General features: G+C 57.6%; 16 protein-coding genes. 2 read left to right on the top strand and 14 right to left on the bottom strand.

Annotation, left to right across the window (positions count from 1 at the left end; translation table 11 throughout):
- Window position 1 precedes the first annotated feature (1 nt).
- From GH722_16520 to rpiB, 7 genes are read right to left on the bottom strand one after another with little or no spacing between them, the layout of a single operon-like run.
- The gene (locus tag GH722_16520; protein ID MRG73376.1) at window positions 2-457 is read right to left on the bottom strand and encodes a 6,7-dimethyl-8-ribityllumazine synthase; all 456 of its coding nucleotides are present in this window, start codon (window positions 455-457) and stop codon (window positions 2-4) included.
- Between the two features lie 3 nt (window positions 458-460).
- A complete protein-coding gene (gene ribB, locus GH722_16515; protein MRG73375.1) occupies window positions 461-1,627 on the bottom strand; it encodes a 3,4-dihydroxy-2-butanone-4-phosphate synthase in 1,167 nt (388 codons plus the stop codon).
- Window positions 1,596-2,192, bottom strand: a complete 597-nt coding sequence (locus GH722_16510) for a riboflavin synthase (GenBank protein ID MRG73374.1) — start codon at window positions 2,190-2,192, stop codon at window positions 1,596-1,598. Before GH722_16510 ends, ribB begins: the two co-directional genes overlap by 32 nt.
- 7 nt (window positions 2,193-2,199) lie before the next feature.
- Window positions 2,200-3,270: a bifunctional diaminohydroxyphosphoribosylaminopyrimidine deaminase/5-amino-6-(5-phosphoribosylamino)uracil reductase RibD gene (gene ribD / locus GH722_16505; protein ID MRG73373.1), complete on the bottom strand. Its 1,071-nt coding sequence runs from the start codon at window positions 3,268-3,270 to the stop codon at window positions 2,200-2,202.
- Window positions 3,271-3,301: 31 nt separating this feature from the next.
- Window positions 3,302-3,757, bottom strand: a complete 456-nt coding sequence (nrdR, locus tag GH722_16500) for a transcriptional repressor NrdR (protein MRG73372.1) — start codon at window positions 3,755-3,757, stop codon at window positions 3,302-3,304.
- Between the two features lie 44 nt (window positions 3,758-3,801).
- On the bottom strand, window positions 3,802-5,103 hold the full coding sequence (locus GH722_16495; GenBank protein MRG73371.1) for a serine hydroxymethyltransferase: 1,302 nt from the start codon (window positions 5,101-5,103) through the stop codon (window positions 3,802-3,804).
- Window positions 5,100-5,597 (bottom strand): ribose 5-phosphate isomerase B, encoded by a 498-nt coding sequence (gene rpiB / locus GH722_16490; GenBank protein MRG73370.1) that lies wholly within the window; start codon window positions 5,595-5,597, stop codon window positions 5,100-5,102. The genes GH722_16495 and rpiB overlap by 4 nt, the downstream gene beginning before the upstream one ends.
- 354 nt (window positions 5,598-5,951) lie before the next feature.
- Here rpiB and GH722_16485 point away from each other — a divergent pair, with 354 nt between their 5' ends.
- Window positions 5,952-6,386, top strand: coding sequence for a transcriptional regulator (locus tag GH722_16485; GenBank protein MRG73369.1), 435 nt, complete (start codon window positions 5,952-5,954; stop codon window positions 6,384-6,386).
- Window positions 6,387-6,461: 75 nt separating this feature from the next.
- On the opposite strand, the gene GH722_16480 is transcribed toward GH722_16485, so the two are convergent.
- The 5 genes from GH722_16480 to GH722_16460 are packed head-to-tail and all read right to left on the bottom strand — an operon-like array spanning window position 6,462 to window position 10,677.
- On the bottom strand, window positions 6,462-7,235 hold the full coding sequence (locus tag GH722_16480; GenBank protein ID MRG73368.1) for a ZIP family metal transporter: 774 nt from the start codon (window positions 7,233-7,235) through the stop codon (window positions 6,462-6,464).
- A gap of 45 nt (window positions 7,236-7,280) precedes the next feature.
- Window positions 7,281-7,502, bottom strand: a complete 222-nt coding sequence (locus GH722_16475; protein MRG73367.1) for a hypothetical protein — start codon at window positions 7,500-7,502, stop codon at window positions 7,281-7,283.
- Between the two features lie 7 nt (window positions 7,503-7,509).
- On the bottom strand, window positions 7,510-8,511 hold the full coding sequence (gene mmsB, locus GH722_16470; GenBank protein MRG73366.1) for a 3-hydroxyisobutyrate dehydrogenase: 1,002 nt from the start codon (window positions 8,509-8,511) through the stop codon (window positions 7,510-7,512).
- Window positions 8,456-9,529: an enoyl-CoA hydratase/isomerase family protein gene (locus tag GH722_16465; GenBank protein MRG73365.1), complete on the bottom strand. Its 1,074-nt coding sequence runs from the start codon at window positions 9,527-9,529 to the stop codon at window positions 8,456-8,458. The genes mmsB and GH722_16465 overlap by 56 nt, the downstream gene beginning before the upstream one ends.
- Window positions 9,530-9,537: 8 nt before the next feature.
- Window positions 9,538-10,677 carry an acyl-CoA dehydrogenase gene (locus tag GH722_16460; GenBank protein MRG73364.1) on the bottom strand — a complete coding sequence of 380 codons (1,140 nt, stop codon included), beginning with the start codon at window positions 10,675-10,677 and terminating at the stop codon, window positions 9,538-9,540.
- 210 nt (window positions 10,678-10,887) lie between these two features.
- Between GH722_16460 and hemB the strand changes: the two genes are divergently transcribed.
- Window positions 10,888-11,874 (top strand): porphobilinogen synthase, encoded by a 987-nt coding sequence (hemB, locus tag GH722_16455; GenBank protein MRG73363.1) that lies wholly within the window; start codon window positions 10,888-10,890, stop codon window positions 11,872-11,874.
- On the opposite strand, the gene GH722_16450 is transcribed toward hemB, so the two are convergent.
- Both GH722_16450 and GH722_16445 read right to left on the bottom strand, forming a co-directional pair.
- Complete coding sequence (locus GH722_16450; GenBank protein MRG73362.1) at window positions 11,855-12,877, bottom strand: alpha/beta fold hydrolase; 1,023 nt, start codon at window positions 12,875-12,877, stop codon at window positions 11,855-11,857. The two genes, hemB and GH722_16450, sit on opposite strands and share 20 nt — an antisense overlap.
- Entirely contained in the window at window positions 12,834-13,682 is an 849-nt protein-coding gene (locus GH722_16445; protein ID MRG73361.1) for an alpha/beta fold hydrolase, read from the bottom strand. Before GH722_16445 ends, GH722_16450 begins: the two co-directional genes overlap by 44 nt.
- Window positions 13,683-13,704: the final 22 nt, after the last annotated feature.

Here is a 13,704-nt window from a genome sequence, read left to right as displayed (position 1 = left end):
GTCAGAGTCTGAAGTCCCGTTTGAGTTTGATCATTGCCAGACAGGCATTGGCGACATCTGCGCCCTTGTTCTTGCGTTTGCGGTCAGCCCGGGCCCACGCCTGATCCCCGTTCTCGCAGGTCAGGATGCCATAGCCAAGCGCGATCGAATATTGTGTCGTCAGGTCCATCAGCGCGCGTGCTGACTCACCACAGACATAATCGTAATGCGACGTCTCGCCCCGGATGACGCAGCCAAGGGCGATGAAACCGGCATAGCGGAAATCGGCGGTGCCCATCTGTTGCGCCGCGATGGCATAACGGATGGCGGCTGGTATTTCAAACGCGCCGGGGACCGAAATCCGGTCATAGGCGAATCCGTCGGCGGTCAGGGCCTCGATTGCCCCGGCGGCCATTTCATCAGCGATATCCGAATAAAACCGGGCTTCGACGATAAGAACCTTTGATCCGTTCGACATGCTCTATTCCTGTTTTCCGATAGGCATCCGGTCACGAACCTGAAGTCCGTAGCCTTCCAGCCCGATAATCGTCCGCTCCGTATTTGACAGCAGGGTCATGTCACGGACACCCAGATCCAGCAGAATCTGCGCACCAACACCATAATCACGCAACTCGTTACTGGCTGCGGGCCGGCTATTGCCTGACGCGCTGCCGATCCGCGCCTTGATCCGGTCCGTCAGACTGGTCGGCTGACTTTCGCGGATTATGACCACAACGCCCCTTCCCGCCTTGTCGATGGCTTTCATGGCGGAATGAAGTTCGCCGTTCTTGCCCGCCGTCGTGTCACCAAGAACATCATCCAGCACGCTGAGCGCATGCATCCGGACCAGAAGTGGCTCGTCTGACGGCTCAATGTCGCCTTTCACCAGCGCCAGATGCTCCGCATAGGAGACGGTGTTGACATAGACATACAGTTTGAAGTCGCCGGCATAGGTCGTGTTGATGCTGGTTTCCAGTGACCGCTTGACCAGTGAATCATTCTTGCGCCGGTAGGCGATGAGATCCGCAATGGCCCCGATCTTCAGGTTATGGTGCTGTGCAACACCAACGAGATCCGGCATGCGTGCCATGGTGCCGTCGTCATTCATGATTTCACAAATCACGCCACTGGGGTTCAGGCCGGCAAGCCGGGCCAGATCGACCGCAGCCTCTGTATGGCCGGCACGCATCAGGACGCCACCTTCGCGGGCCATCAGCGGAAAGACATGCCCGGGCGTTGCCAGGTCAGCACGCTGCTTTGACGGATCGATAGCCACGGCAATGGTATGCGCACGATCAGAGGCCGAAATGCCGGTGGTTACCCCTTCCCGCGCTTCGATCGATACGGTAAAGGCCGTCTGATGACGACTGGCGTTGTCTGCTGACATCAGCGGCAGGGCAAGCTGTTCGACACGCTGGGGCGTCAGCGCCAGACAAATCAGTCCGCGCCCATGCTTGGCCATGAAATTGATGGCATCCGGAGTTGCCATCTGGGCCGGAATGACCAGATCGCCCTCGTTTTCGCGCTCTTCATCATCGACGATGATGCACATGCGGCCATTGCGGAAATCTTCGATGATTTCCTCAGGCGAGGAAAGGTAGCGCCGGTACTGCACGTCAGGTCTCCATTTCGGAAAGGCGCGCAACATATCGCGCGAGGACATCAATTTCCATGTTAACCCGGTCACCGGTCTTTCGGTCACCGAAGGTTGTCATGACCGCTGTATGCGGAATGATATTTACACCGAATTTCGTGTCGCTGACATCATTCACTGTCAGTGATGCGCCATCCAGTGCGACTGAGCCTTTCTGTGCAACGAAACGGGCGAGTGTCCGGGGGGCGTCAAACGTAAAGCGGTGAGAGCCGTCTTCCGACTGAATGTCGGCAATGGTCGCAACCCCGTCGACATGGCCGGAGACAATATGGCCGCCGAGTTCGTCGCCAACTTTCAGAGATCGCTCCAGATTGATCCGCTGACCGATCTTCCAGTTGCCGAGAGTGGTCTTCGACAGGGTCTCCCCGGAGACATCGACGGCAAACCAGTCTGAACCGAAATCAACGGCGGTCAGGCAGCAGCCAGAACAGGCAATCGATGCACCAAGGTCGATGCTGGCAACATCATAGCTGGTCTGAATATGAAAACGGAGGTCTTCCCCCTCGCGTTTGATGACGTCGGCGATACAGCCGATATCAGTAATAATGCCGGTAAACATGGCACTCCTAACGGTGATAGAGATCGAGCCGGTCCGGCCCGAGCAGAAGCGATCCTGATCGTGTAAATCGTGTTGCTGAGGCCGGATCGTCAAGTCCAAGCTGTCCGATTGCCGCCAGTCCGTCACTGCCAAAGGCCAGCGGTGCCGAAAAGACCGCAAGTTCGTCAACGCAACCGGACTGAAGGAATGCGGTTGCCAGTCCTGCTCCGCCTTCGACCAGCAACCGGGTTACGCCCCGGTCAGCGAGAGTATGAAGTGCAGCCTGGATATCGGGCTGACCACCAGAACCGGCCTTGACGGGGATAATTTCCACGCCCCGTGCGACAAGGGCCTGCCCGCGGTCAGAATCGGGGCTCTCTGTGGTCAGGAGGACGGTCCGGCCAAGAGATGTGTCGGCCAGTTCAGAGGCGGGATGGAGATTTAACTGGCTGTCGAAGACAACCCGCAGGGGAGAACGATGCTCAAGCCCCGGAAGGCGGCAGGTCAGTGACGGGTTATCTGCGTTGGCGGTCCCGATGCCGACAGCAATGGCGTCATGCTGTGCCCGCATCAGATGTCCGTAACGGCGGGCCTGCGCGCCTGTGATCCATTGGCTGCGACCGGTTGATGTTGCAATCCGGCCATCAAGGGTCATGGCGATTTTCAGGGTAACCAGAGGACGGTGGTTGTTTCTGACGCTCAGATAACCGGCATTCAGCCGAATTGCAGCATCCCGGCAGATGCCGGTCTGAATCCTGATTCCGGCATCCGCTAATCGCCTTATTCCCCGCCCCGCGACTCTCGGGTCGGGGTCTTCCAGAGCGATGACGACATGGCTGACACCTGCTGCAATCAGCGCATCGGCACAGGGCGGCGTCTGTCCGTGGTGGCTGCAGGGTTCCAGCGTTACATAAACGGTTGCCTGGCGGGCATCAGAACCAGCCTGCTCAAGGGCGACAGTCTCAGCATGCGGGCGTCCGCCGGGCTGGGTGATACCCCGCCCTACAACGCGTCCCTGCTTGACGATAAGACAGCCGACTGCCGGGTTGGGAGCAACATTTCCAAGCCCCCGCGCTGCGAGTGCAAGTGCCGCCCGCATATAGTCGCGGTCGGTATCAGAACCGGGCTGCTCACTCTTCGCCACTCAGCGTTCCCACGAAGTCTTCGAAGTCCTTGCCCTCACGGAAGTTCCGATAGACTGATGCAAACCGGACATAGGCGACCGTATCGAGTTCCTGGAGAACATCCATGACCAGCTCACCGATCATTTTTGAGGGGATTTCATTTTCACCCATGCTCTCAAGACGGCGCTGTATCCCGTTGATAATACGCTCTATCTTGTCTTCATCGACAGGGCGCTTTCTGAGGGCGATCTTGAGCGAGCGACCCAGCTTTTCCCGGTCGAAAGGTGAACGCGCCCCGTCTTTCTTGACGACAGTCAGGTCGCGCAACTGGACCCGTTCGAAAGTGGTGAAGCGGCTTTCACAGGCAGGACAATAGCGCCGTCTCCGGATCGCCGAGTTATCATCGGTAGGCCGTGAGTCCTTGACCTGGGTGTCGTCATTTCCGCAGAACGGGCAGCGCATTCAACTTCCTCGTTTTAATGGGGGGGTCGGTCTGCCGCAGCAGATCAGAAGCCCTGATAGACCGGGAACCGGTCACACAGGCTGCGGACTTTGGCCCGGACATCCTGTTCGACCGACGAATTATTGTCACCATTGACGGCCAGACCGTCGAGCACATCGGCAATCCAGTCACCGATCTGACGGAATTCGGCAACGCCAAAGCCGCGGGTGGTTGCTGCCGGACTGCCAAGACGAACGCCCGACGTAACCGTGGGCTTTTCCGGATCGAACGGCACGCCGTTCTTGTTACAGGTCATCCCTGCCCGCTCCAGCGCCTCTTCGGTGATGTTGCCGGTCAGCCCTTTTGGCCGCAGGTCGACGAGCACGACATGTGTATCAGTGCCACCTGCAACAATGTCACAGCCTCGTTCTTTCAGGACGGATGCAAGTACCTTGGCATTATCAACGACCGACTGCGAATAGGACCGGAATTCCGGGGTCAGTGCTTCGCCGAAGGCAACAGCCTTTGCAGCGATAACATGCATCAGCGGGCCGCCCTGAAGGCCCGGAAAAACGGCAGAATTGAATTTTTTGCCGAGGTCTTCGCGGTTGGTCAGGATCATGCCGCCACGAGGTCCGCGCAATGTCTTGTGGGTCGTTGTGGTTACCACATCGGCGAAGGGCAGCGGTGACGGATGGACGCCGGTTGCGACAAGACCGGCGAAATGCGCCATATCAACCATCAGCAGAGCGCCGACACTGTCTGCAATCTCCCGGAAACGTTTGAAATCAAGCGTGCGCGGATAGGCTGAGCCCCCGGCAATGATCAGCTTCGGGGAATGTTCTTTTGCCAGTCGTTCAACCTGTTCGAAATCGACGAGATGGTCATCCTTGCGGACACCATACTGGATGGCGTTAAACCATTTGCCGGACTGGGCCGGTGGTGCGCCATGGGTCAGATGCCCGCCGGCATCGAGCGACATGCCGAGGATGGTGTCACCCGGCTTCAGCAGGGCCATGAAGACAGCGCCATTGGCCTGTGCGCCGGAATGCGGCTGCACATTGACATAAGTGCAGTCGAACAGTTTTTTCGCCCGCTCAATGGCGAGAGATTCTGCAACGTCGACATATTCACAGCCACCATAATAACGGCGACCGGGATAGCCTTCGGCATATTTGTTGGTCAGAACCGAGCCCTGGGCTTCCAGTACGGCACGGGAGACCACATTTTCTGATGCGATCAGCTCAATCTGATGCTGCTGGCGACCAAGTTCGTCCCGGATGGACTGAAACAGGTCCGGATCACGCTCCTGAAGGCTGGCAGTAAAGAAATTGTCGGGTGCGGATGTTTTCTGTGCGGCGGTCATGAGGAAGCTTTTGTCCCTGTAGCTGGAATTTCAGTGCCGAGTTTGGCCACCCGACGGGCGTGGCGGCCACCTTCGAATTCGGTTTCGAGAAAGGCGCGCAGGCAATCCTTCGCAGCTTCTTCCCCGATGATCCTGGCCCCGAGGGCGAGGATGTTCGCATCATTATGCTGCCGAGCCAGCTGGGCCTCGAGGCCGCTGTGACAGAGTGCAGCACGGGCGCCGGGGTTGCGGTTCGCCGCGATGGAGATGCCGATACCGGACCCGCAGACCACCAGACCGCACTCAACGTCGCCAGAGGCAACGGAGGCAGCGACAGCTGCACCAAAGTCCGGATAATCCACTGATTCAAGGCTGTAAGCACCAAGATCCGTGACGGAATGGCCTGCCTGTTCCAGAACAGACTTCAGCATTTCCTTCATGGCAAACCCGGCGTGATCACTTCCTACGGCAACGCTGCGTCTGGTGACGGCGTTTGCGGGGGGCTTTGCGTCCATTGCTGCCTGATTCAATATACCGGTTGATGACGTTGCGGTTAGTACCATATGTCGCGCGGCTTGGCCAAGCTTGGAGCGCGCCCTGAAACAAAATTTGTCTGCCGGGAATGCGGGAGGTGGTATCCGGGTGAAGTAACCGGATCAAGTCAAGCGGGATGCCTGTCTGGTCTGGTGAGAGTAAAGTCATTCTGGCTTTGGATGTCTGCTACGTTAACCAAGTTTTCGCGTCGTTATGGTTAAAATCCGCAAGAAATCAAAGCTTTGCGATGCATTATTCCTTAAAACTTTATTGACACTTCCGAGTCGGCGCGTGTTAAATGCCTTTCGAACAAGCCTGAAATACAGGATGCAAACATGGCGGATAATAAGGGGGCTGTGATATCGCGCAGCGAATTGCTGCAGATGTCGTCAGATATCGTCTCGTCCTACCTCGGCAATAATACGGTTGCGACGTCGCAGATCAGTGATGTCATCGAAAAAGTTTATGGCACCGTTGCATCCCTTGCCGGTGATGAAACGGCGGGCCTCAACATGGAAGATAATCCGGCAGTGCCGGTGCGTCGTTCGGTAACACCTGACTATCTTGTCTGTCTCGAAGACGGCAAGAAACTGAAGATGCTGAAGCGTCATCTGCGCACGAATTATAGCATGACCCCGGAAGAATACCGGGCCAAGTGGCAGTTGCCGGCAGATTATCCGATGGTTGCCCCGAATTATGCGGCGCAGCGGTCAGAATTTGCCAAGAAGATCGGCCTTGGTCGCCGGTCCGGTAAAGCGACGACCCACTAGGGATTTCTGAATTTCAGGCTGACAAAGGCGTATCCTGCGGGATGCGCCTTTTTGGTTTGAGGTGATTGTCGTGCCCTACCCCAGCGTTGCATCCAGAAACATCATGATGACAAAGCCCCCCATCAGGCTGAATGTGGCGAGCGTTGCATTGTTGCGGCTGTGAGTTTCCGGGATGATTTCGTCTGAGATAATGAACAGCATGGCACCACCGGCAAGGCCCAGAATATAGGGCATGAGAGGCTGCGCCAGCCAGACGGCCGAGGCGCCGATAACGCCGCCAACCGGCTCCAGCAGCCCACTCAGCAACGCAATCAGGAAGGCACGTCCCTTGCTGTAGCGCACGGTAACAAGCGCGGCCGCTACCGCCAGCCCTTCCGGAATATTCTGGATGCCGATACCGGTTGCCAGTGCCAGGCCATTACCGATATCCCCTCCGGCAAAACCGACGCCAACGGCCATGCCTTCCGGGAAGTTATGCAGGGTTATGGCGATGACAAACAGCCAGATACGCGACAGTTTTGTCGCATCCGGCCCTTCGCGTCCCGCGATGAAATGTTCGTGCGGGGCATAACGGTGAATCAGCCAGAGAATGATGGCGCCGCTGAGGATACCGGCGATAACCACCAGAACGGCAAGGACATTTGACCCGAACTGTGCTTCGCCATAAGCAATTCCGGGGGCGATCAGCGAGAAAAAGGTCGCGGCCAGCATGATGCCTGCCGCTGAACTCAGCAGACTGTCTTCAAGTTTTGGCCCGAGTGTCCGGACACAGAAAATGCCAAGGGCGCCAATTCCGGTACAGAGACCAGCCAGCAGACTGGCACCACTACCCAGCAGAATGATGTCCACCGACCCCTCCGTTATTTACTGTGCAGGACAGGAATGAAGGTCCGGTCACAGACCAGCCCAAGGATCGCGTTTTTCCGTTTTCTCACGTTTGTTCAGAACATATTCCAGTTTGCGGCGGGCATTCAGTTTCAACACGGCCATCGGTGTGTTGGGTGAGGCGACAATTGAGACCTCGACCAGACTTATCGGATCAACGGCGGTTACCTTCATGAACCTGCCATTCGGAATCATTTCGTAGAGGACTTCATTCAGTTTCCGGTCAGCCATCGCACGCTCAGCCTGATTTACCCTGACCCGCGATCATGCGGATAATGCCGGAAAAATCGACCTCGCCGTTGCCGGCTTCGACAAACTGATCATACAGGCTGGCGGCGTTTGACCCGAGTGGTGTCGAGGCGCCGCTGGACTGTGCCGCCTGCTGGGCCAGTTTGAGGTCTTTCAGCATATTGGCTGCGGTGAAGCCGGGTTTGTAATCCCGGTTGGCCGGGCTTGCCGGGACCGGGCCAGGGACAGGACAATAGCTGGTCAGTGCCCAGCATTGTCCGGAGGCATTGGCTGCGATGCTGAACAGCTTGTCGAGATCGAGGTCCAGCTTCTCTGCCAGCATGAAGGCTTCGCAAACTCCGATCATCGAAATACCAAGAATCATGTTGTTACAGGTCTTCGCCGCCTGCCCTGCTCCCGGGCCACCAGCATGAACCACTGTCTTGCCCAGGACTTCAAGATACGGCCGGGCGGCTTCGAACGCGCTGTCCGATCCGCCACACATCATTGCCAGCGTACCGGCGGCGGCACCTGTAACCCCGCCAGATACGGGACAGTCGACCATTTGAAAACCACCGCTCTCTGCGGTTTTTATCACTTCCCGTGCGGTGTCGACATCAATGGTTGAACAATCAACGAACAGGGCGCCGGGGCGGGCGTTCGCCATCACACCGGCGTCACCGTTATAGACGGCATCAACATGTTTGCCTGCGGGCAGCATGGTGAAAACGGCGTCTGCGTCACCAACAGCCTCGGCAATAGAGGCTGTTGCGATACAGCCGGCTTTTGTCGCTGCACTCAGGTTGTCGTTACTGAGGTCGAAGGCCATGACTGTATGGCCCGCTTTGACCAGATTGGCGGACATTGGCCCGCCCATGTTACCAACCCCGATGAATGCTACAGTTGCCATAGTCAGTCCTCCCCTTCCCCGATGCAGGTTGTTCTGTCTGGCCCGCTTACAGAACCAGATCCTTGTCACCCAGTGATTCGAAATAGTTGGTGACTTCGTCATCATCAACATCCGACAGATGTGCCGGCTTCCATTTCGGCGACTTGTCCTTGTCGACGATAACCGCGCGAACACCCTCCCAGAAGTCTCTGCCGCGCATGAAACTCTGCGAGAGGCGATATTCCATCACCATGCACCCGACAAGGTCGAGGGATTTGCCCCGGCGGATTTCCTGCAGGGCAACCTTCAGGCTGGTCGGTGATTTGGAGATCATCTGATCAACTGTTGCAGACGCCCAGTCATCGTCCTGCGCCGTCAGCGCATCAATTATATACTCGACGGAATCACCGGCAAAACAGGCGTCGATGCTGTTACGTTCCGGTGCAACCACACTGCCTGTCATGTCTGCTTCGGTGACATGGGCATTCAGAATTTCGGTGGCGAGATCATAATTCTCGGGGCCGCCGGGCCATGTTGCCCCGGCCAGCGCAGCCTTCACCTCTTCAAGCGAAGCGGATGCCGTATGGTGAGTGGCGATTCCGGCATAAAGACAATCGGCGGCATTGATGATGGCACCGGTCATCCCGAGATAGGTGCCGACCTCTCCCGGGCAACGGGACAGGAACCATGAGCCGCCGACATCGGGAAACAGACCAATGCCGACTTCCGGCATGGCAAAGCGCGTGCGTTCGGTCGCGACCCGGTGAGAGCCATGTACCGATACCCCTGCGCCGCCGCCCATAACATAGCCGTCAATCAGGGCGATATAGGGCTTCGGATAGGTGTTGATAGCATGGTTGACGACATATTCATCGCGATAGAATGTTGCGAGAAATTCCCGGTCTCCGGCCTGACGGGCATCGTAAAGTGACCGGATGTCACCACCGGCACAGAAGGCTTTCTCTCCGGCTCCTTCGATGACGACGGCAGCGACATCATCATCATCGCGCCAGGCGTCAAGATGTGCGCCAAGCTGCGTCACCATGTCATAGGTCAGTGAATTCAGTGCCTTCGGGCGGTTCAGGGTGACAATGGCGATTGCGCCGTTTCGGGAGAACAGGATTTCCGGCTGGTCAGTCATTTAGAAAATCAGTCTTTCAGTAAATGTCGCGCCACAATGACGCGCATGATTTCGTTGGTGCCTTCGAGAATCTGGTGAACCCGGAGATCCCGAAGAATGCGTTCGATCGGATAATCCCGCAGATAGCCATATCCGCCATGAAGCTGCAAAGCTTCGTTTGTTACCGAAAAGCCGGCATCCGTTGCGACCCTTTTCGCAAGGGCGCACTGGGCGGTTGCTTCCGGTGATCCGGCGTCCAGCAGGGTTGCAGCACGGTGGAGCAGAAGCCGTGCGGATTCAATTTCCGCCGTCATATCGGCCAGTCTGAACTGCAGCGCCTGAAAGGCTGCCAGCGGTTTGCCGAACTGTTTGCGTTCCCGGACATGGGCCAGTGCCGCCGCAAGTGCCGTCCGGGCACCGCCTATGGAGCAGGCACCGATGTTCAGTCGCCCGCCATCCAGTCCCTTCATGGCGATCCGGAAGCCGTCACCCTCCTCGCCCAGCCGGTTGGCAACGGGAACACGACAATTCTCAAAGATCACGGCAGAAGTCGGCTGGCTGTGCCACCCCAGTTTCTTCTCCTGTGCGCCAAAACTGAGGCCCGGTGTACCGTTCTCAATGACCAGTGTTGATATGCCGTCCGCGCCATCGCCGCCGGTCCGGACCATGCAGACATAAATATCGGAGCGTCCGCCGCCGGAAATGAACGCTTTGGACCCATTCAGTACGTAATGATCACCATCCCGGACGGCGCGTGTTTTCAGCGCGGCAGCATCAGACCCTGCATCCGGTTCGGTCAGGCAATAGCTGGCAAAATGCGCCATGCTGCAAAGCGGAGGCAGGAATTTACGGCGCTGATCCGCAGTCCCGAACCGGTCGATCATCCATGCAGCCATGTTGTGAATAGAAATATAGGCGGCGGTTGACGGACAGGCAGCAGCCAGTTCCTCGAAAATGATCGCGGCGTCAAGACGACCCAGATCCGATCCGCCAACATCTTCCCGGACATAGATGCCGGCGAACCCAAGCGCGGCAGCGGCACGTAATACGTCCTCAGGAAAAATCGACTTTTCATCCCACTCCGCAGCATGTGGTGCCATTTCGCCCGTTGCGAAATCGCGTGCGGCATCCTGAAATGCCTGCTGATCAGGGGTAAGGTCGAAGTTCATCGGCTGAGAAACCCGCTTATGTCACCAGATCAGGGACTATGCGCGGCTGTCTGCCGGGGGTCAATCCGTGCTGCCCGGTGCCGCCCTGCTTGTCGCCCGGTCTGTGGCGACTTAGTGTGCCCCGGTTTGTTGTAAGGTTATTGCGGTGAAGGAGCGCAGAGCGTGAGCGAGAGAGATGGATTTCCAGCCGGTGGTTTCCCGGCCGTGCGCATGCGCAGAAACCGCCGTACCGGCTGGTTGCGCAGGATGGTTGCGGAAAATGTTCTCACGCCATCGGATTTCATCTGGCCGTGCTTTGCCATTGAAGGCACGAATGTACGTGAGCCCGTCGTATCAATGCCCGGTGTTGAGCGTCTGTCGATTGACCTTCTGATCAAATCGGCCCGGCATGCCCGGGATCTGGGTATTCCCTGCATCGCAATTTTTCCGGTCACCCCGGATCATCTGAAAACCCCGGACGGGGCGGAAGCGACAAATCCGGATAACCTGGTTTGCCGTGCCGTCTCCGCCGTGAAGGATGCGGTGCCTGATCTGGGTATTCTCTGCGATGTGGCGCTGGATCCGTTCAACAGTGACGGTCACGACGGGATTGTCCGCGATGGTGTCATCGTCAATGACGAAACGGTCGATATTCTATGTCGTCAGGCAATGGTTCAGGCTGCTGCGGGCTGCGATATCATTGGTCCGTCCGATATGATGGATGGTCGTGTTGCCGCCATTCGGCAGGCGCTGGATGCGGGGGGATATCAGGATGTGGCGATCATGTCTTATGCCGCGAAATATGCATCCGCCTTCTATGGTCCGTTCCGGGATGCCGTCGGCTCATCCGGTGCCCTGAAAGGTGACAAGAAAACCTATCAGATGGACCCGGCCAATACAGATGAGGCACTGCGCGAGGTTGCACTGGATCTGGCGGAAGGCGCGGACATGGTGATGATCAAGCCGGGCCTGCCTTATCTGGACATCATCCGCCGTGTGAAAGAGCGATTTGCGGCACCGACCTTCGCCTATCACGTCAGTGGTGAGTATGCGATGATCAAGGCGGCCGATGCGAATGGCTGGATCGACGGGGATCGTGCCATGTATGAAGCCCTGATTGCCCTGAAACGCGCCGGTGCAGATGGTATCCTGACTTATGCCGCGATCGACCTGGCCGAAAAAATGGTCGCCGACGGGGTCAGTTCAGTCCGTCGATAAACTGCGCGGCGACGTGATTGTGCCAGCTTTCAGGCTGGTTCTGCCCGTGAAAGCCAACATGGCCGCCCCGGGGGGATAACAGACAGCGAACAACCCCGGTCCCCTGCCCCAGTTTCCGATAGGCGCGTGAGGGAACCCAGGGATCGTCATTTGCATGGATCAGCAGCGTTGGTGTGACAATCGCATCCAGACCGGCCTCCGGCGAACACTGGCTGTAATAATCACCGGCATCTCCATACCCGTTCCAGGGCGCAATGACCTGATCATCAAACTGCCATACGGATTTGCTGGCTGAGATGCGGTTTTTCATCTCCGTTGTTTCAGCCGCCGTAAGGGTGAAGGCTTTCATCCGCTGCAGCAGGTATCGATGATATACGGCATTGCCGGGGCGCAGGAAATTCCGTGATGATTCAGCGAGGTCTAGTGGGGTCGAGACGGTGATTGCGGCCTTCAGACCACTATCCGGACCGGCGGCAATCAGGTGGTTCAACAGAATGGTGCCGCCGAGCGACACGCCCATCGCCACTATTCCGGCTTCAGTTCTGATACGGGGATCACTGATCAGGAACTGTATCGTATCGGCGATATCCCCGGTCAGTCCGGAGTGATAGCGACGGGAGGCGCGTACCTCACCGGGCCCTGCTCCCCGCAGATTGAGTCGGACGACAGGGTGCCCAAGCCGATGGAAGCAGGCGGTGCTTGCCCGCTGGTTCATGCTGTCTTCGCAGCCTGTCAGGCCATGCAGCAGCAGAATGAGCGGCTTTGGTGTCTCTGCAACAATCACAGGTGACGTGTAACTGATCGCCAGCAAATCGCCGCTGCCATCTGTGACAGGTATCCACAGGCGTTTGCCGGTAACTGCCGGGACACCGGTAATCCGCCGCGCCAGCGCATTGCGGATGGTCTGCAGATGTCCGCCAATCCAGGGTGCGCGCTGACGAAAAACAGGAGTTTGCAGATTAGTCATCCAGCCAGTCGCGAATGAGGTTGATCTGTTCTGCATCCATCAGGGCCGGCGCATGTCCGACATCGGCAATGGTTATCAGGTCAGCCTTCGGCCCGCGCCGGGTCATTTCTTCGGCGGTTTCCGGCAAAAGAAGATCGGAGTCTCCACCGCGAATAACCAGAACCGGACATTTGATCTGGTCCCATACGGCCCACAGGTCAACGTCCTGCAAGGGGGCTGCCAGCAAAGGTTCGGCAATAGCGGGATCGTAATGCAGTCGCCAGTTGCCATCATCATCCTGCCGGGCACTGTGTTCGGCCATCTGTCGCCATTGCTGGTCGGTCAGTTGCCCGAAAGGGGCATGGACAAGACGAAGATGGGCCTCGATATGGTCCAGTGAGCTGAACTCGAACTCCTGGCCCAGATAATCAAGAATTCTCGACAGCGCCTGCTTCGGGATCATTGGTCCGACATCGTTCAGCACAAGACGACGGACCGGCGACCGGTTTGATGCAGCCATCATCATGCCAATCAGTCCACCCATGGAGGTGCCGACCCAGTCAACCTCGTCAACGCCCAGACGGTTGATCAGCATGGCCATATCGGACACGTAATTCGGATAGGAATAGGTCGATGACAGGCGCATCCAGTCACTCTCCCCTCGTCCGACAATATCCGGGCAGACCACATGACGCTGTTTGCTGAGTTCCGCTGCCAGACAGTCGAAGTCCCGGCTGTTGCGGGTCAGGCCATGAACGCAGACCGTGAGCGGATGGCGGTCTGGTCCCTGCCAGTCCTGATATGCCTGACGGTGAAAACCGCCGGGACCGATGCCGTAGCAATAGTGAAGTCTGGGTTCCATGGATACTCTGTTTCCTTCATCC

The sequence above is a fragment of the Alphaproteobacteria bacterium HT1-32 genome (genome assembly GCA_009649675.1).
GTDB lineage: Bacteria > Pseudomonadota > Alphaproteobacteria > Rhodospirillales > HT1-32 > HT1-32.
The sequence above is the reverse complement of the archived record's forward strand: the minus strand, read 5'-3'. Positions and strand labels throughout refer to the sequence as shown.

Bases quoted from the DNA above. Each gene is read 5' to 3' on its own strand.
- hemB (MRG73363.1), top strand. From the start codon at position 10,888: ATGCGCAGAAACCGCCGTACCGGCTGGTTGCGCAGGATGGTTGCGGAA.
- GH722_16460 (MRG73364.1), bottom strand. From the start codon at position 10,677: ATGAACTTCGACCTTACCCCTGATCAGCAGGCATTTCAGGATGCCGCA.
- GH722_16510 (MRG73374.1), bottom strand. From the start codon at position 2,192: ATGTTTACCGGCATTATTACTGATATCGGCTGTATCGCCGACGTCATC.
- ribB (MRG73375.1), bottom strand. From the start codon at position 1,627: ATGTTGCGCGCCTTTCCGAAATGGAGACCTGACGTGCAGTACCGGCGC.
- GH722_16445 (MRG73361.1), bottom strand. From the start codon at position 13,682: ATGGAACCCAGACTTCACTATTGCTACGGCATCGGTCCCGGCGGTTTT.
- GH722_16450 (MRG73362.1), bottom strand. From the start codon at position 12,877: ATGCAGAACAGATCAACCTCATTCGCGACTGGCTGGATGACTAATCTG.
- GH722_16520 (MRG73376.1), bottom strand. From the start codon at position 457: ATGTCGAACGGATCAAAGGTTCTTATCGTCGAAGCCCGGTTTTATTCG.
- GH722_16465 (MRG73365.1), bottom strand. From the start codon at position 9,529: ATGACTGACCAGCCGGAAATCCTGTTCTCCCGAAACGGCGCAATCGCC.
- nrdR (MRG73372.1), bottom strand. From the start codon at position 3,757: ATGCGCTGCCCGTTCTGCGGAAATGACGACACCCAGGTCAAGGACTCA.
- GH722_16485 (MRG73369.1), top strand. From the start codon at position 5,952: ATGGCGGATAATAAGGGGGCTGTGATATCGCGCAGCGAATTGCTGCAG.
- rpiB (MRG73370.1), bottom strand. From the start codon at position 5,597: ATGGACGCAAAGCCCCCCGCAAACGCCGTCACCAGACGCAGCGTTGCC.
- GH722_16495 (MRG73371.1), bottom strand. From the start codon at position 5,103: ATGACCGCCGCACAGAAAACATCCGCACCCGACAATTTCTTTACTGCC.
- mmsB (MRG73366.1), bottom strand. From the start codon at position 8,511: ATGACGAAGTCACCAACTATTTCGAATCACTGGGTGACAAGGATCTGG.
- ribD (MRG73373.1), bottom strand. From the start codon at position 3,270: ATGCGGGCGGCACTTGCACTCGCAGCGCGGGGGCTTGGAAATGTTGCT.
- GH722_16475 (MRG73367.1), bottom strand. From the start codon at position 7,502: ATGGCTGACCGGAAACTGAATGAAGTCCTCTACGAAATGATTCCGAAT.